Source organism: Paenarthrobacter sp. TYUT067 (assembly GCF_023656375.1).
Classification (GTDB): domain Bacteria; phylum Actinomycetota; class Actinomycetes; order Actinomycetales; family Micrococcaceae; genus Arthrobacter.
This window is the reverse complement of sequence record NZ_JAMOIT010000010.1, coordinates 101,252-127,940: the sequence shown is the minus strand read 5'-3', so window position 1 is coordinate 127,940 and position 26,689 is coordinate 101,252. Positions and strand designations below refer to the sequence as shown.

General features: G+C 59.6%; 24 protein-coding genes and 1 pseudogene. 17 read left to right on the top strand and 8 right to left on the bottom strand.

From position 1 onward, the window contains the following. Window positions 1-62: 62 nt before the first annotated feature. The 5 genes from MOD31_RS11035 (at window position 63) to MOD31_RS11015 (ending at window position 4,135) form a co-directional block, all read left to right on the top strand. On the top strand, window positions 63-419 hold the full coding sequence (locus MOD31_RS11035) for a transcriptional regulator (RefSeq protein WP_250820591.1): 357 nt from the start codon (window positions 63-65) through the stop codon (window positions 417-419). Beyond that, a complete protein-coding gene (locus MOD31_RS11030) occupies window positions 419-1,273 on the top strand; it encodes a nucleotidyl transferase AbiEii/AbiGii toxin family protein (protein WP_250820590.1) in 855 nt (284 codons plus the stop codon). Before MOD31_RS11035 ends, MOD31_RS11030 begins: the two co-directional genes overlap by 1 nt. Beyond that, complete coding sequence (locus MOD31_RS11025; protein WP_250820589.1) at window positions 1,270-1,842, top strand: recombinase family protein; 573 nt, start codon at window positions 1,270-1,272, stop codon at window positions 1,840-1,842. Before MOD31_RS11030 ends, MOD31_RS11025 begins: the two co-directional genes overlap by 4 nt. Before the next feature lie 110 nt (window positions 1,843-1,952). After that, complete coding sequence (locus MOD31_RS11020) at window positions 1,953-2,492, top strand: hypothetical protein (protein WP_250820588.1); 540 nt, start codon at window positions 1,953-1,955, stop codon at window positions 2,490-2,492. A gap of 41 nt (window positions 2,493-2,533) precedes the next feature. Next, window positions 2,534-4,135, top strand: coding sequence for a helix-turn-helix domain-containing protein (locus MOD31_RS11015; protein ID WP_250820587.1), 1,602 nt, complete (start codon window positions 2,534-2,536; stop codon window positions 4,133-4,135). Between the two features lie 245 nt (window positions 4,136-4,380). Here the strand turns inward: MOD31_RS11015 and MOD31_RS11010 are convergent, their stop codons facing one another. From MOD31_RS11010 to MOD31_RS11000, 3 genes are all read right to left on the bottom strand, one after another. Beyond that, the gene (locus MOD31_RS11010) at window positions 4,381-5,268 is read right to left on the bottom strand and encodes a hypothetical protein (RefSeq protein ID WP_250820586.1); all 888 of its coding nucleotides are present in this window, start codon (window positions 5,266-5,268) and stop codon (window positions 4,381-4,383) included. 259 nt (window positions 5,269-5,527) lie between these two features. Continuing rightward, the gene (locus MOD31_RS11005) at window positions 5,528-6,541 is read right to left on the bottom strand and encodes a hypothetical protein (protein ID WP_250820585.1); all 1,014 of its coding nucleotides are present in this window, start codon (window positions 6,539-6,541) and stop codon (window positions 5,528-5,530) included. 186 nt (window positions 6,542-6,727) lie between these two features. Continuing rightward, complete coding sequence (locus MOD31_RS11000; RefSeq protein WP_250820584.1) at window positions 6,728-7,030, bottom strand: hypothetical protein; 303 nt, start codon at window positions 7,028-7,030, stop codon at window positions 6,728-6,730. A 223-nt stretch (window positions 7,031-7,253) separates the two neighbouring features. On the opposite strand from MOD31_RS11000, the gene mobC reads away from it, so the two are divergent. The 3 genes from mobC to MOD31_RS10985 are packed head-to-tail and all read left to right on the top strand — an operon-like array spanning window position 7,254 to window position 10,934. Continuing rightward, window positions 7,254-7,646, top strand: a complete 393-nt coding sequence (gene mobC / locus MOD31_RS10995) for a plasmid mobilization relaxosome protein MobC (protein ID WP_250820583.1) — start codon at window positions 7,254-7,256, stop codon at window positions 7,644-7,646. 3 nt (window positions 7,647-7,649) lie between these two features. Beyond that, window positions 7,650-9,278, top strand: coding sequence for a relaxase/mobilization nuclease domain-containing protein (locus MOD31_RS10990; protein WP_250820582.1), 1,629 nt, complete (start codon window positions 7,650-7,652; stop codon window positions 9,276-9,278). A gap of 30 nt (window positions 9,279-9,308) precedes the next feature. Next, on the top strand, window positions 9,309-10,934 hold the full coding sequence (locus MOD31_RS10985; protein ID WP_250820581.1) for a hypothetical protein: 1,626 nt from the start codon (window positions 9,309-9,311) through the stop codon (window positions 10,932-10,934). Between the two features lie 99 nt (window positions 10,935-11,033). Here MOD31_RS10985 and MOD31_RS10980 read toward each other — a convergent pair whose 3' ends face one another. Both MOD31_RS10980 and MOD31_RS10975 read right to left on the bottom strand, forming a co-directional pair. Next, the gene (locus MOD31_RS10980) at window positions 11,034-11,897 is read right to left on the bottom strand and encodes a hypothetical protein (protein WP_250820580.1); all 864 of its coding nucleotides are present in this window, start codon (window positions 11,895-11,897) and stop codon (window positions 11,034-11,036) included. Window positions 11,898-12,495: 598 nt separating this feature from the next. Next, the gene (locus MOD31_RS10975) at window positions 12,496-13,533 is read right to left on the bottom strand and encodes a hypothetical protein (protein WP_250820579.1); all 1,038 of its coding nucleotides are present in this window, start codon (window positions 13,531-13,533) and stop codon (window positions 12,496-12,498) included. Between the two features lie 305 nt (window positions 13,534-13,838). Between MOD31_RS10975 and MOD31_RS10970 the strand changes: the two genes are divergently transcribed. Beyond that, a complete protein-coding gene (locus MOD31_RS10970; RefSeq protein WP_250820578.1) occupies window positions 13,839-14,297 on the top strand; it encodes a hypothetical protein in 459 nt (152 codons plus the stop codon). Between the two features lie 312 nt (window positions 14,298-14,609). Here the strand turns inward: MOD31_RS10970 and MOD31_RS10965 are convergent, their stop codons facing one another. Both MOD31_RS10965 and MOD31_RS10960 read right to left on the bottom strand, forming a co-directional pair. Further along, window positions 14,610-15,200 (bottom strand): SLATT domain-containing protein, encoded by a 591-nt coding sequence (locus MOD31_RS10965; RefSeq protein ID WP_250820577.1) that lies wholly within the window; start codon window positions 15,198-15,200, stop codon window positions 14,610-14,612. Window positions 15,201-15,749: 549 nt separating this feature from the next. Further along, window positions 15,750-16,916, bottom strand: coding sequence for a nucleotidyltransferase (locus MOD31_RS10960; RefSeq protein ID WP_250820576.1), 1,167 nt, complete (start codon window positions 16,914-16,916; stop codon window positions 15,750-15,752). Between the two features lie 707 nt (window positions 16,917-17,623). On the opposite strand from MOD31_RS10960, the gene MOD31_RS10955 reads away from it, so the two are divergent. From MOD31_RS10955 to MOD31_RS10940, 4 genes and pseudogenes are all read left to right on the top strand, one after another. Beyond that, window positions 17,624-18,277 (top strand): SatD family protein, encoded by a 654-nt coding sequence (locus tag MOD31_RS10955; RefSeq protein ID WP_308196364.1) that lies wholly within the window; start codon window positions 17,624-17,626, stop codon window positions 18,275-18,277. A 275-nt stretch (window positions 18,278-18,552) separates the two neighbouring features. Then, window positions 18,553-19,134 (top strand): hypothetical protein, encoded by a 582-nt coding sequence (locus MOD31_RS10950; RefSeq protein WP_250820574.1) that lies wholly within the window; start codon window positions 18,553-18,555, stop codon window positions 19,132-19,134. 353 nt (window positions 19,135-19,487) lie between these two features. Then, window positions 19,488-19,880, top strand: coding sequence for a hypothetical protein (locus MOD31_RS10945; protein ID WP_250820573.1), 393 nt, complete (start codon window positions 19,488-19,490; stop codon window positions 19,878-19,880). A gap of 120 nt (window positions 19,881-20,000) precedes the next feature. Further along, window positions 20,001-20,477: pseudogene (locus tag MOD31_RS10940) on the top strand (hypothetical protein); the annotation flags it as partial. 517 nt (window positions 20,478-20,994) lie between these two features. Here MOD31_RS10940 and MOD31_RS10935 read toward each other — a convergent pair. Beyond that, entirely contained in the window at window positions 20,995-21,648 is a 654-nt protein-coding gene (locus MOD31_RS10935) for a GntR family transcriptional regulator (protein WP_250820572.1), read from the bottom strand. 103 nt (window positions 21,649-21,751) lie between these two features. On the opposite strand from MOD31_RS10935, the gene MOD31_RS10930 reads away from it, so the two are divergent. From MOD31_RS10930 to MOD31_RS10915, 4 genes are all read left to right on the top strand, one after another. Then, a complete protein-coding gene (locus MOD31_RS10930; RefSeq protein WP_250820571.1) occupies window positions 21,752-23,182 on the top strand; it encodes a cytosine permease in 1,431 nt (476 codons plus the stop codon). After that, window positions 23,179-23,835, top strand: coding sequence for a flavin reductase family protein (locus MOD31_RS10925; RefSeq protein WP_250820570.1), 657 nt, complete (start codon window positions 23,179-23,181; stop codon window positions 23,833-23,835). Before MOD31_RS10930 ends, MOD31_RS10925 begins: the two co-directional genes overlap by 4 nt. Before the next feature lie 386 nt (window positions 23,836-24,221). Then, on the top strand, window positions 24,222-26,240 hold the full coding sequence (locus MOD31_RS10920) for a tyrosine-type recombinase/integrase (RefSeq protein ID WP_250820569.1): 2,019 nt from the start codon (window positions 24,222-24,224) through the stop codon (window positions 26,238-26,240). Further along, window positions 26,237-26,650, top strand: coding sequence for a DUF6262 family protein (locus MOD31_RS10915; protein WP_021474754.1), 414 nt, complete (start codon window positions 26,237-26,239; stop codon window positions 26,648-26,650). The genes MOD31_RS10920 and MOD31_RS10915 overlap by 4 nt, the downstream gene beginning before the upstream one ends. Window positions 26,651-26,689: the final 39 nt, after the last annotated feature.

Genomic DNA, 26,689 nt, shown 5'->3' with positions numbered 1-26,689 from the left:
TTCGTGCACCCTTGCTAACCTAAGCGCAGCGGCAACAAACGCCGCACCAACAGGAGAGACCAATGCCGACCCTCAAGCCCAGGCGCGCAGGCGACCACTCCAACGAGCCACGGGTCCTGATACAGGACGTGATCCCCTACGAAGTGGCCGGAAGCCTTGATGCCCTGCAGGGGCCGGGGGAGGGCGTTCTGACGCTGCCACACCACGTGTACTGGGGACCACAGGCAGACTGCGACCTCGGGCAGCCCGAAGGTGTGTTCAAGGCGTATCAAGCGATCCTGCGGGAAGGTACGCGGGCAGACCAGGAGCAGCTGCTCAACGCCGGCCTTTTGGTGAAGGTGTGGGACGAGCTGATGCTTCCTGTTCGCGTCCGCGATTTGTGGGAGAGCAAGTTCCCGCAGCTGGCGCAGCACTCCTAATGTCGGACGTCGAATACCAGCGTGATGTCACGCGCCTGGCGCTTGATGCCTTGGCCAGCGGAGGTTTCGCCTTGGCAGGCTCCGGAGCCATCAGGGAACACGGGATCATCGACCGCCCCACACAGGACATCGACCTGTTCACATCCGTCACCAGCACCGAGGCTTTCGCGCTTTCAACACAACGCCTCGCGGCCGCGATGCGGGAGCGTGGCCTCGAGGTAGTGGAGGTCCGCAACGCACCGCAGTTCGCGAACTTCTCTGTTACATCCTCTACCGGCCAAACCGTGGAAATGGACCTTGGAGTCGACTGGCGCGCAGCCGAGCCGGTAACCCTTTCCATTGGCCCGGTCCTGAGTCTTGAGGACGCCGTGGGAAGCAAAGTCGTTGCTGTCTACAGCCGCGCTGAAGTCCGCGACTACCTTGACCTTGACGCCATCAGGGAATCCAAGCGATTCACTGACGGGCAACTGCTCGACATCGCAGCTGACCGCGACCCCGGTTTCGACATCGAAATGTTTGCCGGACAGCTCGACCAAGTAAAACGCATCTCCACCACTCTTCGAGTGCAGGAGTACGGCGTCGGAGAACACGAACTGGCACAGATCAAATCCCGGCTCAGCGGATGGGCCGAGCAGCTGCGCACCAACCCGCCGACACTTGGCCAGCACCCGGTCCAGAAGAACCAGGAACAAGGGGCGTCCGTGGATCCCCGGATGGAAAAGGTCATGAAGCTGTTACACGCCTCCTACCCCGTTTCGCCACGTGGCGCCCTGCGGCCACCGGCCCAGGCTCCTACAGCGGAAACATCAAAGCAGACCAAGGGGCGAGGCACCGAACAGGACAAATCACGGTGACCGCGAACTTCATTGGGTACGCCCGCGTCAGTACCGCCGAGCAAAACCCCCAGATGCAGCAGGACGCACTGGATCGGGCTGGAGTCATCCGCACTTTCACCGACTACGCCTCCGGTTCCACGCAGAACCGGCCTGAATGGCAGAAGTGCTTGGAGTTCCTGCAGCCAGGAAACGTCTTGGTGGTCTGGAAGCTGGACCGCGTGGGACGATCCACAGCCGACCTAGCCCGCATCGTGACAGAACTGGACCAACGAGGCATCCAATTCAAATCTCTCACCGAGAGCTTCCTCGACACCACGACCGCAGACGGCAGGCTTATCTTCCACATCTTCTCCGCACTGGCAGAACACGAACGCAGCAGAATGCTCGAACGCACCCGGGCAGGACTCGAAGCAGCCCGTGCTCGCGGCCGCGTCGGCGGCCGCCCTTCAACCATGACCCAAGCTCAGGTAAACGCCGCACGCACCATGCACGCCGAGAAGACCCCCATCACAGAAATCGCGCAGGTACTAGGGGTTGGACGGATGAGCGTAAGCCGCGCCCTCGCTAAGCAACAGACAGCAGGCTAAGCAGAATCTCTGGCTAGTCTGGAATGGTGCCCTCACGACAAAATACTGCCCTTGTTCACGCTATCTGGGGGCTCGGTGGCCTCACTCTTGGAGCGTCGTTCGCTCTGTTAGTGGTGAAGAATTGGACTCCGGATTGGATCGAAGCCACTGGTACGTGGTTCGGAGCAATAGCGACAGTTCTTACTTTGCTTTGGGCAGTCAGGAGCTTTCGCTCAGATCAAGCAGAGCGTGAGAGATCTCGTGAAGAAGAACATCGAAAGGAAGTTGCAGCGGCAGCTGAACGGGAACGCCAGCGAGCCAAAGAAGCGAACAACGTGTCCGTCGCTCTTCAAGGAGGCGGTGGCTACGGGCGGGATAGCAATCAAGTGATGGACAGTGTTCACGTCGTAGTACAGAACCACTCTAAGTACGACGCCGTGATTAGAAGTATTTCTGTTGATCCAGCACTGACGCTGCAGGAGCAACTACCGGCAGGTTTTCGGGTCCCCGCTGGAGAATCGTTCAAGAAACTTACGAAGATTGAACCCGTTCCGGCCCGCCCCGAAGAGCTTAGCGGCAAACCCATGGACCGTTTCACCGCGTACATGAGCTACCGCCTCGATGGAACCGATTGGAAACGAACCTCAAACGGGAACCCAGAACCGGACTAGTGCCTTCGGCCGGTGTCTGAGCCATTGCCTAAGATCAAGGGATGAGCGAAGCCGCATCCGGACTGCCCGGGCCGATACCTCCATTTACCTATGACGGCAAGGTTGGCGAAGAAAAGCTCGGCGAACTTCTTGCTCTTGGCGCTGAGAAGCCCTACTTGGATTTCAAGACGGAACTCGACCTTGGTAATCCGACCAAAAAATTGGACTTCATTAAGGACTGTGCTGCCATGATGAACTTGCCCCGAGGCGGGTACCTCGTTATCGGAGCGAACGACGACGGCACCCCGGCACGGAACGCTGTTGTACCTACAAAGGAGATGTTCGACTCAGCGGCGCTTACTCAGATCGTAGGCGGATACGTCGATGCGCCGGTTGATATTCGTTCCCAGGTTCATACGCTCATGCTGCAAGGGGTGCAGGCATGTATGGCGGTCATTTACATAGCGCCACCAGCTGACGGCATTCCCGCTGTCATGTCCAAGGCAGGAATTGTGCCCAGTCCTACAGGCGGAAAGCCGATCTATCGCTTTCATGAAGGAACGGTTTTCACGCGTTTGGGAACAACCAACGCACTGGTGACTCACCAGACATGGAGACAGGTCCTAAGTAACTTCCGGGACCACGAACGTGCCGACGCCCGTCACGACAGCGATGAGCTGCTGCGGCGTGTGGTCCAAGGTTTTGGCACCACGGCAGCGCCTTCGCCCGTAGTCCCCGATCTTGGAATGGACGCTGCAACCTTCACGGAGTCAGTCCGATCTGCCTTGGTCCAAGAAAACGACCGGATAGTTCGGCGCTTCCTGGTTACGGCGAAAGGGGTCTACCTCTCGGTGGCTAGCGATGAAGAGCGGACGGCGACACTGAATCGCATTGCTGCGGTCGCTGTGGAGGCGCTTCTTCTGGGCGACCTGGCTGTCGTCAAGCATTCCATAGATGCTCTCTTCGAGCTGTACCAAACTCACCTCCTTCTTCCCACGAGAACAGAGGGTAAACAGCATGCAGCAGGCCGTTGGCTTGAAATCATTCTTCGGGTAATGGCCATTGGCGCAGCTGCAGTTCGTAGCGGCATGTACCAGGCAATCCCCGCCATTGTCCTGAGGCGAATCGGCGACGAAACGTACTCATATCGGTCCTGGATTCGTCATGGCCTGACGGAAGCCTCGCGAGCCAACTTGTTTGTGCGATCAGATGAATCTGGATCGGGTGGCAACCTGATTGCCTTCTCTGCAGAGCTGCTGCTCGAAAACCCGGAACTTCGTCCCGACATCCCCTTGGATGCCATATCCGAATCATCTGATGCCTTTGTCGATTCTCTGTGTCAGTTCGACTTCCTGTGGTGCTGCCTTTCGCTCGCAGCCGTCGGCGACGCCTCCGCCTCAGCCGCCTTCTATCCAAGCTGCGCCGCATACCACCAGCACAGAGTCATGCCCGTCATCCAGAAGCTTGAAAATGACGCTGAGATTCGAGGTGCAGTGTTCGGGGGCATCAAGGATCACCAGATCGCAAATGCCATCCTCGGCGTCATGGAAATGGCACACAAACAGTCTTGGAACTACGGAGGATGGTGGAGCAGGACGGAAGACCTATCACCCAACGGGTGGATCCGGCAGCAAGCAACCGAGACTGTTGCAATACGCAACTAACTGGGCCCGGCTGCACCGCTTCTGACCGGTCGAAAATTCGTATCTAGCCCCTCGCCCACATGGGCACGGCAAAGCTAAATCCTTCGGGCTTTTCCCGCACACATGTGGACGACGGGACCCAGCTGACCGCCTGCACACAACCACCACGTCACCACCGGGACACCCTCACCAGGGCGAGCAGTGGCCATGCACAGACTGGAATGTGCGGGGCAGTGGCTCAGTGGTGGTTCAAGCGCGTCGCGGGACTATTTATCAGCTTTGAAAGGCTTGCCTTCCGATGGGCAGGCAGGCAGGTCCGGGGAACCTCTCCATGCACTTCCGAGTGTCACAGCGGCTTTGATATCGCCGCAGTATTGGCGTTCCTCGACTACGGACTTCTTCAATCGAAGTACTGCTTTGTTCTCCGGGAAGTATGCATTGAGGTCGACGTCGGATTCAGAAGTGATGTAGACCAAGTACTCCGTGCCAGTGATCTTCACCCGCTCCTTTGGCAACCACATGGACGGCGTGTAGACAAACTGAATAACGATCAAGACCGTGAGGCTGGAAATGACCGTTGAGTACCCCCATCCCCGTTTTGACCGACCAGAAAAGAATGCGTAAGCGCCTACGACCAGCGGAAGTAGCGCGTCCCACCAAAGGTGGAATTGAAGAACCATCGGTGCCATAAGGGCGGCGAACAGGAAGACGAGAGTTACAACGTACTGGGGTCCGTGCGTATAAAGCTCTGCCGAATTAGGCTTGCTGATCTTTCCAGCCTGATATGCACAAATCAGGCTTAGTACGAACCCTAGGGAGGGGGACACTACCAGCAACATCTGTACAGCTGTTGAGGGGGATGCGTTTGCTACGAGTGCTGCCGCTGCCTCGGGATCCAGACCCGTCATTACAAGTGCTTTCATAACGAGGATGAGAGCGCCGGCCGCTGCTGCTATGGCGACGTACTTCAACACAACAGTACCGATTTCACCGACGGGAAGAGGGCGTCGCTCCGCCGTTACTTTGGTGACCTGACGGCCAGCCGATGCCATGTCATTGTGTCGGGCTTTCGATCGGGCGTGCAGAAACAGCTGCAGGGCTCCAAGCAGGGCGGCGTAGGTGAGCGCCCGTTGTCTGAGTGGTCGTTCCACCATGCTGTGTGATCCTGTCGTTTCTGGTGTGGGCTGGATGGTGAGTCTTGGGTGATCGCTGGGAGTACCCCGACGTGAATCCCCCTGCCGCTTGAGAGGTCTCCCCGCGCCTGTGGTTCCTGCGCCTGCACGTCCCCGGCCCCGCGCTACCAGTGTGTGTCGTCAAGGCTGAAAAACCCGGCCCCGCTCCCACGGTTCAACGGCAGCGCTCGTCGTGGACCATGGGATGCGGCGCCGGCTGGTCCGGGTCTGTGGTTGAGGCTCACCAGAGTTTTCGGAGGACACGGCGGATGAATCCGGGTGAGTTGGTTTGGAGGTGAGCTTCGAGCGCTGAGGAGAGTGCGGCTACTTGTTCTGCTGTGGCCAGTGCAGCTTCCCCTTCTGCAGTGGCTGCTTTCTGCGTTGTTGACGCCCGGGCGAGTTTCGTGAGGAGTAAATCGCAGAGCTCTTCGTATCGTTTTAGCTCGCAGTACCTCTTGAGGCGAGCTGTTGAGCGCGCCCAAAAATTGAAGTAGCTGAACGCGCAACCGAGTGCGAGCGTGCCCACCCCGAAGAGGAGAAGGGCTGGGACGGCGGGAGTGCTATCTGGTGTCCAGAGGAGCAGTACCGTGAGCCACGACGAGAGGACGGCAAACAGGGGCGTGAGCAGCCAGAGAGACCGCCACACATGCCCGCGGATCATCGCAACTGTCGTCTTGAAGGTCGTCAGCCTGGCGAGTCTTTTGAATCGAGTGTCGGTGTAGTCGTGGTCCAGTGCTTCATCGATCGCACCTTGGTAAGCGGTATTGAGGGCTCGCTTGGAGGACACCATGGAACGGCCTCCATTTGTCTTCATGAAGTCCCGCAGCCAAGCCCTGCGGCGGGCGATGGCGTGCCGTTTCAGGTCCTCTTCATCCATCCAAGACTTGCGTAAGTCACTGTGGAGGTCGTAGAGGCTGTCTGGGGATTCGCTGGCTAGTTCGAGTCTGTATGTAACGAGCGCTGCGACGATCACCACTATCAGGGTGAGAGCGGGGGTGTAGTTCGGAATCCCTGGTTCGATTTGGTGTGCAAATCCTGGAACGACGAGCACGATTGCGGCCAGGCTGGCGGCACCTGTGGTGAGTATGACCTTGATGACGTTGGTGATGTATTGCTTGCGTTGGTTTTCGGTTAGGCCAACCACGCGCTGTCGAAAGAATGAGACTTCGATGATTCCGATAGAGACTGAAATCAGGGCAAGGCAGGCGATGAAAGTCGATGCGAGGGTCGCAGCTATAACGAGAGGCTGGTCCATGGATTCCTTGTGTGGGGCACGCAGCTACAGAACAGGTTGTGCATGATCGTCGGCCGCTGATGGTGACATGCTCTGAAGTGGTTCCCTGACGATTGTGTGCAACCGGTCAGCTGGGTCCCGTCGTCCACATGTGTGCGGGAAAAGCCCGAAGGATTTAGCTTTTGCCGTGCCCATGTGGACGAGGGGCTACTGTTCCGATCCCGTTGTTGCGGGCGAGGTTTCCCGGGTAGTCCGTTTACCGCGCGGCCGACCGCCGGCTTTCCTGCCCGGGGTTTCCAGGCCGAAGCCGCGTAAGTCCGATTCGGTCCAGCCTGCACGCAGCGCGGCTTGGTAGTCCTTGGCGTACTTTTGGTCGGCTGCAGCGACCAGCTGCTGGGCTTCTTGGAGTTCGACGCTGCTGGCCGCCGCGTCCTTCACAGCGTTGACCTTGGCGTCCCTGGCAGCGTCAATTTTCGCGGCCGCTTTAGCGGCAATGTCGTTGATGTCCATGAGGGCAGTCTAGCGGTCCTGACTGACACCGATAGGTATGGTTTTTGGCGCGTCGTGCAAAGGGTGCGAAAAACGAGAAAATTCAACCTTGCGAAGCAAGCTATACACTTACACGGGTGTAAGTGGCTTGTCGCCCTCGACACTGGCGGTCGAGTACGGCACACTTGTCAGTGTGATCCCCGGTTAGGGGTCGCTGCGCTGGGCCTTTGAAGGAGGGATTGGGATGTCGGATGAAGAGAGCACTCATCGCCCCAATCTGTCCCGCCGTCGTCGTGCGAACACTCCGGCAGGAACGAAGAAGCGCCGTGACGTATGGGTCACGGTGGAAGAGGAAGCGGCGCTTGTTGCGAGGGCCGAACGGGAGAAAGTGACCGTTCCGAACCTGCTGGTTTCATCGGCCCTGGCAGAGCGCACCGACTCACCCACGGAGCGCCGCGCAATCGGCGCTGAACTCATGCAATTGCACAACATTCTTGCCCGTTCCTCGAACAACATCAACCAACTCGCGCGGCAGGCCAATGCCACGGGTGAGTTCCCAGTAGAGGCCCGTGAGGCTCTGAAGCATCTCCGGACCGTGGCTATGCGAATCGACCGGGCCATCGAGGGGTTGATGTAAGGAATGATTCCGAACATCACCCGCGGTTCGCGCATGGGTGGCCTGATGGTTTACCTGGCATCGACCGACTCTGACAAGACCAAAAACGCACACACTGAGCCGCACTTGGTGGCTGGTGATGCGGCCATCATGAGTTGGTACGACGACGGCGTGCTGGACAGGGATGACGCCCTTGCCATTGCCAAGCACCTCGACCAACCACGCAAGCTGTTCGGTGTTTCCGTTCAGATCAAGGACATGCAGTGGGATGCGGCCAAGAAAGAGCGCGTTCACGTTGGCTACAAGGACGCCAGTGTCTGGCACTGCTCGCTGAGTCTGCGGGCCGAAGAGGGCGCACTGACGGACCAGCAGTGGGGCGACATTGCCAATGATTTTGTTGATGCCATGGGCTTCACTGCAGCCAGTGGCAAGGCACAGTGCCGCTGGGCAGCCGTCAACCATGGCACGTCCGAGAACGGCAACCACCACATCCACATCGCCGTCTCCCTTGTCCGTGAGGACGGCACTAAGGCCTCTACCCACGGGGACTACAAGAAGGCGCAGCAGACCTGCCGGGAACTGGAAGTTAATTACGGGCTGGAACAGCTCTCCAGCGTGTATGCCACCCGTGGTTACGACCGCGCTGAGAAGGCCACCGCTGCACGGGACGAACGCGAGATGCACCGCTCGGCACTGGCGCGTAAAGTGCGGGCCAGTGCCAGTGCATCAGCAACGGAAGGCGAGTTCGTTCGCCGCGCCCGAAACACGGGAATGCTGCTCCGACCCCGCTACGCGAAGAACACGACAGACGTCATTGTCGGGTACTCCGTGGCCGAACGACCTAAGGCCGGAGAGCGTCCCATTTGGTTCGGCGGTGGAACCCTTGCCTCGGACTTGAAGCTTGGTGCTCTGCGTGAGGCATGGATGGATTCTCCGAAGCTTGCCACCGAGGCTGCGGCGGAATGGAACGCGGCAGCGCGCAACAAGCGAACGGTCTCCAAGACCGGTCCTGAGAAGGCTATGCCGTCTCCGCAGGTGTGGGTGGAGTACACCCGCAACGCGACAGATCTTGCAGAACAACTGCGTGCCATTCCGTTGGACGATCACGCCACCTGGGCGAAGGCAGCCCGAGACGTTTCGGGAGCCTTCGCGGCTTGGTCGCATCGTCTCGAAACCACACCTGGACCGCTGGCCGAAACCGCCGCTGAATTGTCCCGCACCGCGCAACTGCGTGCACCTCGCCAGCACGGCAAACCTGTCGCGCTGCCGTCCATTGCCGGCACCGCGATGTTGTTCCTGGCGGCATCGAGCAAGAACAAGACAGCGGCGCAGGCTGCGCTGATGGTGCAACTGGCGAACATGGCTGCGGCGATCTACGACATGCATCTGCAATCCGGTCGGACACGTGAAGCGGAGAGGATTCGGGCCGTCGTTGCAACCCAGCTCAAGCCCTTTGCAGCGACCATGCCCCGGCCCGTCAGCGTAGGGGCGACCGAGCAGGCAGTAGGGCTCGAACCTGCCCGGAACCCTGTGGAGCTCGGCCTACGCGGTATGGCACCTATCCGTCCCGGCTCGGTTGTTCCAGGAACAGCAACACCGGCCAAGACACCCACGCGTACCGGACGCGAATCCGGGCCTGTACTCGACCGATAAGAATCACACCACTAGTGCAAGGGGAACACCATGAGTGAATCAGACGGAATGGACGATGTAGTAGACGGTGGATTGCGGCAATCGCTGATGGTCGCCTCCCGTATTGCAGAGACTCTGGCTCGCAAACGACAGGAAGCCCAGCGGCAGCAGGAACACCTTGACTCACAGGCAGCTCACGAAGCCCAGGCGCGCCTTGCCGCCGAGCGTAGCGCCGCCCACGCAGCACTCGCACCGGTCGAAAAAGATCAATGGTGGGACAATGCGCAGCCATCGGACATCGCGACCGCTTACACCGTTGCAGAAGCATGGAAGGATCACGACCCCACTGCGTTGGCTGCGTCCGAAAGGATCCGCCAGGAAGTCTTTGCGCGGTACGGCATCGACACCCGAGACGTCGGCACGGACACCGCGTATCTTGAGTCGGGCATTCACACCGTCGCCACCGAAAGGGCACGCTTGGCAGCACCTGGAACCGCCGCGGGAGTGCAGGGCCAGGACGACCACAAGAGCCAACTCCAAAGTGCCATTGAATGGGCCGCAGAAGAAGACCCAAGGTTCTACGCCGAGTGGAGAAACCGCCAGGGATTCACGGACACCGTAGAGGACCAACGCTCCGTCGAAAAGGAACTCATTCAGTACTGGCAAACGGCAACTGCCCCTGCCGTTGGTCAAAGCACCGAGGGTGTTGACCAGACGCAAAGCAAGGCCGATCACCAGACCGATCTGGGCCGGGCTACGGGATGGGCAAAAGAACACGACCCGAAGTTTTACGACGACTGGAAACTTCGCCACGACTTTGCCGACACGGTAGCCGATGAGCGCAGCGACGAGAACAGGCTCATCCGGCATTGGCAGGCAGCTACAGGCGCCCAGCTGGCATCACAGTCAGCCGCAGTGGAACACGAAAAGGCCATGCAGCTCCTGGCCGCTGCCCGCGCCGAAGAACTCCGCGCCCAAGCGGCGAAGCTGGCGCCCCAGATGGAACGCCACCAGGTGCCCGTGGAGTACCTGGCCAACCCCGAACTGACCAAAGCACTCCGGCTGGCAAACAACGCGAAGACACCCAAGGCGTTGGAGGTAGCCGACGCGGCCGTGAAGGAGCGCCTGTACCTGATCGGCAAGGACGGCATCAACGGACCCGACATTGACCAGCTGCGGAAAGAAACGACCGCGAACGTCAACGGTGCAGGCGAGGAACACTTCAAAGACCCAGCGTTCGTCGACGCAGCCAAGAACCTCCACGAAGCCAAACTGTTGGCTGAGGGCGGATTCAAAGGCGACAAATGGTCAACGTTGGAGCAGAGGTACGAGCGCGCCGAAAAGGAACTCTTCGCACGCATGGAAGGGGTCGGCCGCGAGATAGAAAACCGGGTCACCGGCAACGACAGCAGCCGGCTCAAAGACCAAGGACTGAAAGCAGAAACAACCTCCGCCAACGACTACGGTTCGGCGGAACGGCAAAACGCGTTTGCGACTTCATTGGCTGACAGTGGGGCCAACGAATCCCAGGTGCGAGGCCGGGTCGCTGCTGAACGCAGCGAGGCCACACACCCTCGCGGAGCCCTGACCATGGGCAAAGGGGCTGCCAAGGCCAGAAAGACCCCCACGGGGGCCTCGAAGGGTGCTGAACGGTTCAAGGGCGGACCGTCCAAGTAGTCCGTTTCCAACCAAAGATAGGGCCACCGAGAATACTCGGTGGCCCTATCGTTTGCTGTGAGCGCCGTGGATCCGGCACCCTGGGACGAGTGCTAAGGGCTACTTGAACAGGCCGACGATTGCGCTGATGAAGCCGACAAGGGCAACTCCAGAGGCGAGTAGAAATTTGGCGCGGCTACGGCCACCGGACCCGAAGAGCTCAAACCGGGGCAGAACTATCTTGGTCCAGATGTCCACGAAGATGAGTCCAAGAAGCCAATGCCCACCCCAAAAAGTAAAGCCCTTGAAGGCCTCGAAACCAAACAAATTCCCAGCAGCGACGGTAAGAAGAATGGCCAGAAAGAAGAATACGGGATAGCTAAACCACAGCGACCGCATGAATGAATAGGGCGGTTGTTGCTGCTTGAGCAGCGAACTCAACCGCTCTATTGCTCCGTTTACCCACGTCACGTCTGATCCAGAAACAGTCACGGTCACTCCCCGCTCGCGCCTGAAATCAACCGAAAGTCGCGTGTCGCTGGAGTAAGAGCCGAAGGCGATCTCCAGGTTCTTCGTTTCCTTGTAGTTCAAGGTCTTGAAGATGTCATCCGGGCTGGCTTTGATGCTGCCACCATCAAAACGCTCACTGTAGACCCTGACTTCCAGCTCGCGAATTTTCTGCATGAAGAGCTGTTCAGAGAATCCCTTGGGTCGTAGCTCCGGACGCATCAGTGCGGCGGACAGACCTTGGTTGAATTGTTCTTCCTTAACGTCATCCTCGAACTGAACCACGGACGCTAGCACCTTCTGAGTCGCAACCATGTCTTCATGGTGGTCAGCTACCGCTTTCTCACGAATTTCATCCAGCTCGTCCTGCTGGTTCTTCACCGCTTCGTCATGGAGGTCTGAGCATAGGGCCACCACTCTTTTGAGGTCGTCGATGGATCCTTGCCACATGGGGATCTTGACGATTCTTTCCTGCATGCCGGGCATCCTGCGCGCCTCCACTGTCCTGCTTGCCAAGTTTTACTAGTTGAACAATTGCACATCTGTGGTGGGTTTCACCGACGAGTTAGGAGAAGTGACTGCATCATGACGGTCGACGGGAGGGACAAGGTCCGTGCTGCCGCCGCAGAAGAAGGGGACACCGCCGCGTTGGGGGCGCCCCTCTTTTTGAGTGGGTCCTAGGGCGCTTTTGCCGTGCGTCTAGGAACCAGCTGGGGTAATCCAGGAAAAACAGGCACAGGCCATCAGAAGATGAGGATAGACGCAGACGCGGCTACCCAGCTCCGAGCCGGGTTCAACCGGAAAGAAGAGGAATCCCGCATGAGGAAGGGAAAGAAGCAGCAGCCCCCATGGCCAATGTTCAACTTTGTCATTAACGCATTTCGTCTCGTGGTGGCGCTTATTCAGGATTGCTGAACCACATGATCAACGTAGAAAGAGGACCCCGCATGCTGGCGGGGTCCTCTTTCTGAGTGCCCTTTGTGAGCTTTGCCGCTGGTTTCCCCCGGAGGTAGAGCCTGTCACAAACGCGGTGCAGAGTTTAAGTATCAAGGACTCGGACCTCGTGGCGGGGTGGCTAACTCGCTTTATCGCGCCGCCCGTTGCGAATGATGTTTGCCAACTCAATGCCAAACAACAAGTCACGCGATATGACCATGGCCGGTACGGGTTTGTAGTCAACGTCGTTCGGGTGGGCAATCCCTGCGAAGAATGCTCTCACATCTGCATCCGAGTAGTTCTCACCGGTGGCGATATCAATGAAATGCATGCCCATATGTGATGCCAGCGGCAGGAGTGGGGCGTCGTGCCTGGTCTGGGGACTGGGTATCACGATGGCGGCCAGCTTCTCAAGAAGGAGGCCAGGGAGGGCAGGCGCGCCGCCTAGGGTCATGATGCTGAGATCGGTTTCGAAGAGTGGACGTACCTTTGCTCGATCCTTGGCCTGTGCGGCGACAACCGCGACCCAGCCCTCCCGAACCTGCTCCACGGACTTCACAGGTTCCAGAAGTTCGAGGATCATCGGCTCGCCGGTGTGCGGATCAATCGAGTTCAAGTGTGAGGCCCCTACCTGGCCTGTGTACACCCAAGCCATCATTGTCGAAGAGGAGGTCACCGTTACGGAGACGACAGGTTCGGCCGGAGCTCCCTCCACCTTGCGATACAGAATCACATTTGCCGAGTATCCGAACCCGACAGTGTCCTGCAACGCGCTGCCATCGATGGCATCTAGCTGCCACACGAGAGTTCCCGCTGGTGCGGCCCCGCACTTGGCCCAGTCCCGCTCTGATGCTTCCTCGCCCACAACAATCGAACCAGGGACGCGCTCCCTCAACTTCTCACTGATCAGGACATGGGCTGCTACATCATTGTCCGTTTGCGCCAAGCCGATGTCGCTCAGCCGAGGGTTGGCCGCCTTGATGAGTCGCTCCAGGTGACGCCAGCGATCATGGGCTGGCATCTTGCGCAGATAGACCTCGTCGTCCAGGTCAATCGTTCTGCTCGGCAGCGGGTATTGGCCCCGCGCAACGGCCTCTGAGAGGCCATGATGGAGAATCATGGCGACATCGCGGACGAGATTCTGCAAGATCGGCTCGGGATCTTGGGGATGGTTCATTACTGCCTCCTGGGCTCTGGGGGTCCAGGCACACAAACACACGCGCCGTAGAGCAAATGTAAGTCACATCCTCGTAATTTGGAACTCTTGTATTTCGACTACATAGGCTGCTAGTCTGTGCTGGTCGCGTCGATCGGGGGCAATCTGGGGAATGATCGGCGCGTTAGTCATTGGCTCTACTACGGAGGCTAGATATGCCAAAAGTCCATAACGCCGCCTCGCGTCGTCCTGGGGAGACGAAGCCGACCACGGAGCAACGCGGCGCTCGGGCAGTTACAAATCGACGGGCCGAACGGCCCGCCACCGTGAGATTGGATGACGCGCGACTAGGGCTCATTACGGCTCTGGGAGTGATCGACGAAACCACGGTTGCCGAACAGGTACGTCTGGCTGCAGATTCCTACATCCAAGACCGCCTCAAGGACTCTAATTTGCCTGCAAAGGTTGAGGCCGCGGTTGAAAGGTACCGTCAAGGCTTCGCTTCGCTTCTCGACGGACAACCAGGAGCGGGGGTTGATTCTCCCGCAGCGCCGGCAAGGGATATTCGAAGCGAGAAGCAAGTTACGTTGCGTCTGGAGCAGCGGACCATCGACTTTTGCACGAGCCTTGCCTTGTTGGACGGCACTACGCTCGCTGATCAAATAAGGGCGGCCATCGACGCTTACACTGGCGAGCGCCTCCGCGATCCGAAATTGGAACGACTGACGCAAGCGGCCCGCAAGGACCAAGACGAACTACTTGCCCGTTTGTCGAAATCTGCTTAAAGCCCGCCGGCCGAAGAAGACTCCAGTCACGTGCGAAGGCTGGGCTCAACCGCGGGCTACTCCACCAGCGTCTAACGAAGTCCTCATGCATGGTTCTGCTTTCTGTGTGCATGGGGGCTTCGTGCGCGCCTTGGATATCCTGATCAACGCCCGTCACATGAGGGCAGATATACCCCGTCCTCCTGCTTATTCGTTTTGGGTGGAGGTAGAGCCTGACACCAACATGGTGTCAGGCTCTTGTCGTGCCGTATCAGCGCGTCCGGAACGTGCCGGGCCTTCAACATCGGGAGGCCTTCTCGTGGTGAGGCTGCGTTACGGCCAATTGTGCCGACAGACATTCTTTCGAAGGTTTCGAGGCAGAAACTTGTCGATCTCATCATCGGAAAAGGTGAGGTCCTCCTGCTCCTTCAACGCTTTTTGGGCCGAACGGTACGCTTTGTAGCTGGTGTCGGGCGCTGACCGGTACACTTCCTGCGTTTGGGCGCTGAGTTGTTCCCTCTGGCGCCTTATTTCAGAGGTAGACAGGGCATTTCCCATCACATCTGCCAATAAGTGGACATAGCTGTCTCGGATCTTGAGCAGGGACTTGGCGGCTTCACGATGCTCGATGGCCTCTTGCCTCGGGTTGAAACTGAGTTGGTACAGCGTATAGCCGGCCGTGACAGTAGCAAACCCCAGGGTCACGTACAGGAACGCCTGGTTCGCGCTTTGGAGGCTTGTCAGGACGCCGCCGAATGTCAGGGCGTTGAGGACGACATTGACCCACTGGGAGATCGAAGCCTTACGGCTACACTGCTCCCGGGCTTTCTCATGAGTTTTGTGCGTGTATGCGACTCGGCCGAACTCTTCCCTAATCAGGTCAAAATTGGAGTCGGGGCTCCTGCCGAAGAACCTTCTACCCACCAAAGTCCATCCAATCCTAAGTAGTATCGTTCCTCACCGGAACCGAACAAGCACCGTCAATGCCCGCTTGGCTCGACGTGGATTACTGAAGTTGTTCGAGCGCTTGCTTTCCCTGCATGTGGCTAGGTACGGGGTGCAACAGATGCGACTGGTCCTCCGAAGTCTCCAGACTTGGGTCGTCACCGAACCAAATCCCCGTGCCTTTCCACATCTCGTAATGCAGCAGCCATTCCGAGGCCCAGGGGAGGGTCGTGTCCACCAGGAGCATTTTCGGGGACCATTGGCCCGCCTTGTTGAGGCACAGGGATCCGTCGTCCCATATATGGGGGAGGAGACCTTCAGCATTTGGTTGAAGTGATGGATGCTGTACGGTGACGACGGGATTCTTCCCGACTTTTAGGGAAACTTCGACGGTGTATTCCCGAGCTAAAGCCGACGGTTTTAGCCGGCCTTGCCAGAAGAGGCTGTTGGGGCCGAGTCTCACTGAACCGTCGGGAAAAACGCTCCTCAGCCCCAGCGCTTGCTGGCTGAGGGTTAGATGACCCGAGCTCACACGCGGCCTCCGTGGAAGTCATGCTTTCGGACGGGTCGTGTCGTGGCCGCCGTTCCGGTAACCGCCAATGTCGCCGCGCCATGCTGTGCACGCAGGTCTCCCGATTTTCGTGCTTCAACTAGGGGGTTGCTCAATGCCCGGGCTCCAGCAAAGGCTGCGTTTTCTCCGAGTACCATCTGCACGCCCTTGAGGACGTTGTCGTTGCCGCTGCGAGCAGCGATCGCGTTGATATCACGAGACACGGCCTCCGCCCACTCAAACATTGCATTGGCACGCCACCGCTCATCGGCCCAGCAGTCTGCGAAGTTCTCTTCAGGCATCACAGGATTGGCAACGACATATTGCCCGTTAGCTACCTTAACGTGAGTAGCAATGCTGCCGGCAATGCCCTGCAGGACTTCAAACAGGTTCTCACCCTGCTGGTAGGCGCGTGCGGCAAGCGTCGTGATGACGATTGAGGAAGGACGCTCGTGCAACCGGCCAGTGAAGTAGATATCGCGGTGCCGTTTCAGTGCTTGGACAGCGAGTTGCAGCGTTGTCTTGCGGGTCCAGTTGGGCACGGCGTCCACGTCTACGCCACGCTTCGCCAGCAGAACTTCCTTCAGCAGCACCTCTTCAAGGGTCACCTGCTTGAACCACAATGCGTATCCACGCGGATCAGAGCGTTGCCAAGACCTTACGTCGTGATCCGTGATTAGGATGCCGTCATCCGAGCCTCGTTCTGGGGAAGTATCCGGGACTGCAGGGAGGACATCCATGTGCATGCCGGGGTATTCAAGCGTCCAGCACCGCTCGCTCTCGACCAATGAGGAATTTGCCTGTGATGCCGTGAGGAACTTCCTTAGACCGGCACCTGTGTCTTGTTTCAGCTCCACTTGCGTGGTGGATGACGCCTGGATGCCACGCAGTACTACGAGGTCTATGTCGACGTCGTCGTTGCGGTGAATTCGTCGGGTCATGGTTCCAAGGGCGAATGAACCTTGGACGTAAACGCGGTTATCGGCTGTGGATTCCGCCCAGTGCTCATCAAGCGTCTCCCCAAGGGCTTGGTAACGGGAGGTGACCAGGCCTTTCTCTTTCTCTGTGATGTCCAACGTGGATATTCCCGCGCCAAGAACCTTTTCGAGGTCTCGAAAGCCTGTACGTTCAAGTGAGATTGTCATACCACTCCTAAAAGATAGGTGTGGCCACGGACCCCTCCGCGCGACTCGCCGAACATTTCTTGAGCAAGTCTTGAGGATGTAGGCTCTTTTCATCCCGGTCGCAAGGGAATGAAAACAGCCTCAGTCGGTAGCCCCTAGCCTCAAAGCGGGATTACCCTGAGGCTTTTTTCGTGTCCATCGATGGACGCACATAAAACACTACATGTAGTGCAAGCGCCTCGCTGGAACCCCAAGATGATGTATTACAAGTATGTCATTCAATCCACCGCTCGTCCACAGGCAAGGGCTCTCAAAATGTCCGCGATTCCGCCGAAGTGAGAGATGAAATCCACCCCCTGTGGACTACTTAGCCACATTAGATCTCCTGCGTGTCGCCGAGTGTCGGCGTGTCACCCTTACCATTTCGGGCCCGCTCGCACTCATCTTGCTCATTGCCGTCAAGGGCGTAGCTAGTGAGCGGCGAGGACCCGGAGGGCGGCTTCCTAAGTCTGCAGCGCGCTGGAATCTCCCGATCGTGGCTGTCTCGATTGTGCTGCCTTCGGGGGACCATCCGACGGATGCCCGTACCGGCTGTCGGAACTTCGGGTAGCCGGGGGTCGAATACCCGAGCCCCGGTAAAACTTTTCAACGAACTGTCGGATTTCCGACAGTTCGGCTTCCCGAGACTCAAAAAAGCTTATTCTGAGACCTAAAGAAGCTATAAGCTTATGAACATGACCGATACAGTTGTGGCGCTCATCGTTGACATCGTGAATTCCCGCCAGCTCAAGGACCGCGTCGGGGCGCAGCAGTCCATCCGGTCCGTTTTCGATGACGCCGGCCGGAAGTATCCAGCCCTTCGGCCCCTGTGGCCAACTGTGGGGGACGAGTTCCAGGCCGTGTTTAGGACCCTCCGTGAAGCCCTCTTGACGACAACCTTGGTTCGTCTAGCGCTTCCTGAAGACGTCGACTGCCGGTTTGGGGTGGGGCGAGGAGAGACGACTGATATCGACCCGTCCGCCCCAGTAGCTATCCAGGATGGATCGGCTTGGTGGAATGCACGAGAGGCCATTGAAATAACACATGCCAGGGAGCATAGATCTGAGCCTTATCTGCGGTCGTGGGTCGTTTCGAGCAACCTCAAGGAATCAGGGACCGTGGCGTTAGCAAACAGTTTCCTACTGCTACGTGACTCGCTAGTTAGCTCAATGCGACCCCGCGACCGTAGGTTAGCCCTTGGCGCACTCTTGGGCTCGTCACAGTCGGACCTCGCACAGCGCGAAGGGATCAGTCAGTCTGCCGTCTCGCAGAGTCTTCGTCGCTCAGGAGGATCCGCGCTGGTTGCAGCACAGCAGGAACTTATGGAAGGCAAATTTCGGTGATCGGCTCCACACTTCTCCTGCTGATTGGGCTTGTCGACCTCGCAGGGGGCTGCTCCGGCAAGGCTAGCATCGCACTTCGAGTGTTGGCCCTTCTGGGGGTACCAGCGCTTGCCTTCTGGGGTCTTGGGATGAACCCGATAAGCGCCGGTGCCTGCGCGTTGGCTGCTTGTGGCTGGATCTGGGTTTCCAGGGTGCCCTCGTCGAAACCGTCAGGGAGGCCATATAAGGAACCCCGTCAGGCAGCTCCTCGGCTCTGGCCAGCCATACTTCTCTTCTTGTCGGTTTTTGGGATCAGCGCCTACGACCGCAGCTTCGAAACTGCAAGCGGTTTCCTCGTTGACATGTATTCTCTTACTGATCCGAGTTTCGCCTCACTGTTCCCCCTTGAAGTCAGCATGGCCGCCATGGCGGTTGCTGTCTTCTTAACCAGGAGCGCCAACATTGTCACTCAGTCAGCACTTGAATGGGCCAAAAAAGAAGACTCCAAGGCGGTGATCGAAGACCCTGCCGGGGAAGAACTGGAGAGCGCCGAACCTGAGAATAAGTGGGAACTGCTCATCAGCAAGAGAAAGGTCGCAAGCCTTCGAGCAGGTCACAAATCGGAGCCCGGGCCGAAGCTCAAGGGCGGCAGGCTCATCGGCCCTATTGAGCGGCTCCTTATCGTCGTCCTCGCTTTCGCGGGTGCTCCGCAGATTATCGCGGGGCTGGCGGCCGCGAAGGGGGTCGTTCGCTTTCCGGAAATTTCCGAGGATCGAGCCTCGGGCTCTAAAGCGGAAGAGTTTTTGGTCGGAAGCCTTGCAAGCTGGGCGATGGCGGCAGCCGCGATCCTCTACCTGACGCTAGTTCGCAGCAGCTAATACCTGACATCTTATAAGTCATTAGCTAATGAGGTTCGTTAGTACTCACGTAGCACTCGCGTCGGCCGTGCGCGCTGCCTACTTCAAACCGACCACGTCTCCAATTTGGACAGGAATCCATCCAGCCCTTTACCGCGTGGCCACCCCTCTTGTCGGCCTCCCTCGCTCAGCCAAACGGCGATGCGTCTGAAACCGCGCAGGATCCTCCTTTGAGGTCGGACTTCCATTGCCGCGAGATATGTCCAGTCATACTGTCAACTTTACATAAGGTCAATTATCGGCGTCTTAGCACCTGTGATTTGACGTGTGATTTAAGGGTTGAAACAAACTGTCATCGATGGCAGCATGGAAGCATGACAGCAGTTGCAGGCGCCCGCGGAGGGCTGAAGGCCCATCAAGACTCGATCAGGTTGCCCGAAGCCGAGCTGGTTCGTGACCTGCGGGACATCCTGGGTGCGAAGCTGGTCGCCTACATCGGTTCAGTCAAGGAAACCCGCGCCGTCCGGCAATGGGCCGACGGCGAACGGAAGCCATCGGCCGAGGTCATGACCCGGCTCCGGCACGCCTACCACGTGGCGGCACTGCTGGCTGAACGGGACTCCCGTGCGGTGGTCCAGGCGTGGTTCCAAGGCATGAACCCGCAGCTGGATGACGTCCCCCCTGCCCGGCTGCTGCGGGAAGGCCACGTGGACGAGGCCGCACAACAAGTCCTCGCCGCGGCCCGGGCTTTCGCGGCCGCCGGCTGAGGTATGGAACTGAATGAACTGACGATCGTCCCGGCCTCGGTCACCGTGTGGCGGATCGGTTTCCGCCCGGAACCGTGGGCGTGGAGCGGCTGGGAATGATCCACTAACGGGCGTTTTCCTGGGCGCTGGGACGACCTGCACGGTAACTTCCGCACCGTCTACGCCGGCTCATCGCTGAAAGCGTGCCTCTTGGAAGTCCTTGCTGGCTTCCGCCCCGATCCACGGCTCGCCGCGGAGCTGGACGAGGTCATCGAAGACGAGGAAGACGAGGTCCTGTACCCGAGCATTCGACCCGGAGAAGTACCCCGGGAATGGCTCGACGCCCGAGCCGCGGCCCGCGCCGAACTCAGTGGAAACTACTGTGCCGTCACCGCCTCTGCCACCGTGAGTGCACTGTATCCGCACTTCGTCGCCAAGGCATTGAGTCTCGGCCTGACGGATTTCGACGCTTCGGCACTCAAGGACGCCAGACCGAGACAACTGACTCAGGCCGTCGCCGCGTGGCTGTACGACACGACCACGGTCGACGGCGCGACCTTCCGCTCCCGCCACGGCGATGACCTTCCAACTGTGGGCCATTTTCGAACGTCCAGGTGACCCGCCTACCAGTCCGAAGCTGGGCCAACCACGACTCGTCGACCTGCACCACGTGGCCGCAGCCATCCAGGAAGCCTTCACTGCTCTGGGACTGAAATGGCGCCTCGACTAGCATTACCCCCCGGGTCATCATCGGAGGATCTGGCCGGCGTGAATGGCCAGCGGGCTTTCCTGAGGCGATCTACACCCCGCAGCCGCGACTGCGAAGTGAACCTTCCGTTGGCTTCTTCCGACGGCGCCGATGACATCCACGTTTACACCGTGGATGTCACTACAACTGGTCGTATCCCTCTTCGAGGTCGCCATGACTAAGAAGGCGCAAGGGGAATCGCTGGGTGGCGCCCAGAAGCGTGGATATCCGCTCCTGCCATCTGGTCCAGGGCCGTTCGCCCGGTGATGAAGGCTTTGAGGTTCTCAGCGGATCCAGTCCCGCCTCTGGCGAGGTATTCCACCCAAAGCTTCGAATGCCACCTACCGAACCGTGCGCCTGGTGTGGTTGTTCGCGGCGGTGATGTGATCAGGCGCCGCCGATGCGGGTGCGGACGGTGCGGTAGGCGAACTCGACGAGGTAGTCATTCAAGGCGTGGCTGGCTTTTTCTGCCTTCTCGGCGTCTCGCTCCAGCACGCTGCGGAGAATGCTGGCATGTAGAGCAGAGCCTTGGCTGATTTCTGCTTGCTCGTCCCTAACGTGAGTGATCCAGAACCGGCGCGAGAGCCCTTGGAGTGGCGCCATCGCATCGGCGAGATATTCGTTGTGGCTCGCAGTCACGATCATCATGTGGGTTTCTTTGACCGTCTCAAGGTATTGCCGGAGCGTGAACCGGTCTGCTTCCAGCAGTTCCACCATCTCCTGCATAGCCTTGCGATCAGTTGCCGATGCGGTCTGACAGGCCAAGCGGACGGCTAGGGCCTCCAGCACCCGGCGTAGTTCAAGCATGCGCAGCTGGGCCTCGACGGATGCAGGCGGAACGAGCACACCTTTGTTCGGGTGGATCTCCACCAGCCGGTTCCGGGCCAACTGCTGCAGCGCTTCCCGGACCGGAGTCCGCCCGAGACCGGTCCTCTCCATCAGGACGGCCTCCGAGACAAGTGAGCCCGGCGCCAGTTCTTGGAAGACGATGAGGCGTTCGATCTCGTCGTAGGCCTGGGCGGCCTTTCCCTGCTGCATCATGGCACCACTCTATCCGAACCCCTTGCACAACCGATATATTGGTCGCATACTGGTCAAGCGCGCACCGCAATTTTTCCAACTTTCTATAGATTCGAGGTCTGCAATGGCGAAGACCGTTACCGTTGAGCGGCGCTCCATTGACTTCATCCCACCCGAAGAACGGCATGGGAAACCGAGGAGCCTCCTGTTCGTGTGGTTCGCCGCGAACACTTCCATCACGGCGGTGGTGACCGGGGCGTTGTTCGTCATCCTCGGCAACAGCGTGCTGTGGTCCATTCCGGCGATCATCCTGGGCAACGCTGTTGGCGGGTTCTTCACCGCCCTCCACTCGGCGCAGGGCCCCAAACTCGGCGTCCCGCAAATGATCCAAAGCAGGGCCCAGTTCGGATACTTCGGGGCCATCCTGCCCCTCGTTCTGGCCCTCATGATCTACGTCGGTTTCTACGCCACCGGGCTGGTCCTTGGCGGTCAGGCGATCGGCACTCTACTCCATGTCCCCGCGGAGGTGGGCGCCATGGTCTTCGCGCTGATGTCCACGACCCTGGCGATCATCGGCTACCGCTACATCCATAAGTTCTCCCACATCGCCGCTGTCCTCAGCGCCGTGGTGTTCGTGATCCTTCTCATCCGCATCATGGCCGACGGAAACATCGGAACCATAACCGAAACGAACGCCTTCGATGGCGCGGCGTTTGTCCTGGGGGTCTCGCTGTCAGCATCCTGGCAGCTCACGTTTGGGCCATACATTGCCGACTACTCACGCTACCTCCCCGAGAACACACCCAAGCGTGCCACGATCGGCTGGACCTTCCTTGGCAGCGTCCTGGGCGGTTCACTCGCTATGATCCTCGGTGCCCTCGCCGCGGCCCTCGGCGGCAAGGCCTTCGGCCACGACCAGGTCGGTTACCTCGCCGGACTGGGCGGCGCGATCTGGCCGCTGGTCCTGCTCGCGGTCATCTGCGGCAAGCTCACCGGCAATACGCTCAGCTCCTACGGCGGCTATATGTCCCTGGCTACCATCATCACGAGCCTCACGCGACAAGACAGGGTCAGCCCACGCCAACGATCGCTCTACGTTGTGGCAATCTCGGCGGTCTCGTTGGCGATTGCGCTGGCCGCTACGGACAACTTCCTTTCCAACTTCACCAACTTCCTGCTGTTCCTGCTCTACTTCATGACCCCATGGTCGGCCATCAATCTCGTGGACTACTACTGGGTCAGAAAAGAGCGCTACAACATCGCCCAACTCTTCCTCCGCGACGGTGAATACGGCCGCTTCAACAAGGGAGCCTTCCTGGCCTACGCCATCGGCGTGCTGATCCAGATCCCCTTCATGAACAGCACCCTCTACGTCGGACCCGTAGCCAACTGGCTCGGCGGCGCCGAGATCGCCTGGCTCATCGGCCTCGTCGTTGCTGGCGGTCTTTACTACGCCACTTCACGTCGTTTCGCACTCCAAGTGTCCACCGCAGACCAGGGCCTGGAAACCACCGTCCCGGCAACAGCAAACACCAGCACCAAGGAAACCTCATGAAATACGATCCCTCGCAAGAGCGCAGCCCACTGCCCTACTCCCCCTTCAAGAGCTGCACCGTCCCACGCCCTATCGGCTGGCTCTCCAGCATCAGCCCAGATGGGGTGGAAAACCTCGCCCCCTACAGCCAATGGCAAAACCTCACCTTCGACCCGCCCATGGTGATGTTCTCCGCCAACCAATACCCGGACGGACGACGAAAAGATACAGTCCTCAACGCAGAGCAAACAGGATGGTTTGTCTGGAATATGGCCACCTACGACCTCCGTGAAGCCGTCAACATCAGCGCTATGGCCCTGCCCTTCGAGGAAAACGAATTCGACCGCGCCGGCATCACCAAGCGCTACGCGGAGCTCTCCCCCACGCCCATGGTGGCCGAAAGCCCAGTCCACTTCGAATGCCGCTACCTTTCGACCCACCGCATGACCGGGAACTCCAACGTCGGCACCATCGACATCGTCTTTGCACAGGTCGAACGCATCCACATCAACGATGAAGTCCTGACCCCCGACGGTCGACTCAACATACAAAAAATCAGGCCGCTCGCCCGAATGGGCTACCACGACTACACCTCCATCACCGAAACATTCGAGATGAAGATCCCCCACGCCTCCGAGGACGAAGCCTACGGCCTGGCCGGCCAACCCGCCTGAACAACCCCAGCACGCGGCCTCTGCTCAACCCCGGGCAGAGGCCGCAGCCACCAATAACGCAGAAAAGGTCACCTTAAAGACACGCTGCCCGCAACCCCTGAAAGCCTCCGACCGAGGCGGGGCACTGCCGTCCATGCCGTCTGCCACCACTAAAACCAAAACGGATGACGCCACGGTGCGTGCAAGATCCATGCCCTGTGACGCATTGCTAGCTTGACGGAATATCCGTTATCGGCATCCAAAGTACGGGAGTAGAAGTAGCTGCGGGAACTCCCGTCGTCTTCAACACCGAGCCCTGCCGGATCGACAAGTGTGAACGGCAACGTACGGTGAAAGGGTTCTGCAAAAGCCACTACAAGCGCTGGCTGGACCAAGGACGCCCCGAATTGGAGTCATTCCTCGCCAGCCCCGGCCCATTACCCGTAGGCGACGGCCCCTTGGCGGCATGCACCGTCACCTGGTGCCGCTTCGGTTCGGCCAGACGCGGCCTCTGCATCAGCCATCACGGGTTCTTCAGTCGTTCCAGCGAGACCGACGTGAATAAGTGGCTCGCTACCCTCTCCCCCGAGCCAGCCACCGAACGGCCCGAATGCAGGCTCGCGTTCTGCGACCTCTGGGCCCAAGGCAACTCGCCGTTGTGTCTGAACCACAAGTCCCGCTGGCACGCCATTGGCACACCGGATATCGACGAGTTCGTCGCCCGGTGCGAAAGCGTGGGCCTGGACCGGTTCGATTTCCGATGCCTGGCAGATCGTCCCCAGCTGCGGCTTGAGCTCCAGCACGCCCTGCAATGCCGCCACGATGAACGCCGGGCCAGTACCCGCTCCTCCGTTGTGACGCCCGTGATCCGGCTCCTCACCGACAGCGGCGTCACCTCGCTGCTGGAGTGGAATCTTGGCCAGTGGGCAGCGTTCTATAGCGCCGGCCGGGTGGGCCGCAGTCACCGCCACAACGGGCAACTCGCATTCCTGCGATTTGCCTACACCCGGCTCGAAGACCTCGCCGCCGGCACCGGCTGGGAGTCAGAGTATTCCCGCGACGTCTGGGCCCTGCACCGCCTCGGCTACACCGACACCCGCGGCACCCTCCGCTTCGACAAGATCCCGCAACCGTGGCTGCGCACCCTGGCAAAACGCTTCATCCGATGGCGGCTGACCAGCGGCAGGGAAATCATCCAAGCCCGCATCGACCTCCTCGCCCTGAACCGATTCGCCGCGTTCCTCGCCCACACCATCCCCCACTCCGACGGCCCGGACTGCATCGACCGCGGCATCCTGGAACGCTTCCTCGCCGAACTCGCCCGGGATAAACGGGCCGTGACTTCCCGTGGCCGCGACATCAGCTCCCTGAACGCCTTCTTCGCCGCGATCCGCCGCCACGACCGGGCCAAGGACCTGCCGGCATCGGCGAACTTCTACCCCGAAGACTTCCCACGACCAGCCAAACGACTGCCCAGAGCCCTGGCCGATCACATCATGGCGCAACTCGACCAACCCGAAAACCTCGGCAAATGGACCAGCCCCGACAGTCGGCTACTCACACTGATACTGATGCGCTGCGGACTGCGCGTCGGGGACGCCTGCAACCTGGTATCAGACGGCGTGGTCCGTGACGGTGACGGCGCCCCATACCTTCGCTATATGAACCGGAAGATGAAACGCGAAGCCCTCGTACCCCTCGACGAGGAAGTCCATACCGCCATCCTCGATCAGCAACGACGCGTCCGCGAACGATTCCCCGAAGGCAGCAACTGGCTGTTCCCGGCCCCGAAGATGAACCCCGACGGAGCAAAACCGCTCACCACACACTCCTACCGCGGACAGCTTGAAGACTGGCTGGAACGCTGCGACATTCGCGACGAACACGGGCAAGAGGTGCGCTTGACTCCGCATCAGAGGCGCCACACCTTCGGGACAACACTGATCAACCGCGACGTTCCTCAGGAAGTTGTCCGGGTCCTCCTCGATCACACCTCGGCGGAGATGACCGCCCATTACGCCCGGCTGCATGACACGACCGTGCGTCGCCACTGGGAGAAAGCCCGCAAGGTCAACATCAACGGCGACACCATCACCATTGACCCGCAGGGACCACTCGCCGAAGCCAGCTGGGCCAAACAACGCCTCGGCCGCGCGACGCAGAGCTTGCCGAACGGATTCTGCGGGCTGCCGGTTCAGAAAACCTGCCCGCACGCCAACGCCTGCCTGACCTGTCCCATGTTTGTCACCACCGCCGAATTCCTCCCCCAGCACCAAGAGCAGCGCCGCCAGACCGTCCAGATCCTCTCCGCGGCCGAGGCCCGCGGACAGACCCGGCTCATCGAGATGAACCAGGCCGTGCTGCACAACCTGGACCGCATCATCGACTCCCTCGACGACACCGCACCAGCCGAGGCCGCCGGATGAACCGCCCCGACAACAGCCGGCACCTGATCAAAGCTGCACAGCAGCGCGCCGCTCTCACCCGGTCCAAAGCCGTCCAAGCGCTGCGCACGCTGCACGCGGAAGGCCGACCGGTCACCTTCGACGCCGTCGCCAAATACGCCCGAGTCTCCCGGTCCTGGCTCTACACCCAGCCCGACCTCCGCGCCGAAATCGAACGCCTCCGCCAAAACCACGCCTCAGCGGAGCCCACACCGGCATCACAGCCACAGCGGGCAAGCGAGGCCTCGCTACGGCAACGACTCGAAGCGGCCAACGACAGAATCCGACGACTCAACGACGAGAACCAACGACTGCGACAGCAACTCGCACACGCCCTCGGACAACGCCGCCAAAGTCCATCACCAGACCCCGCGACCATCCCGAATCCATAACAGATCCACGAGAATGAAAGGACACCCAATGCCACCGTC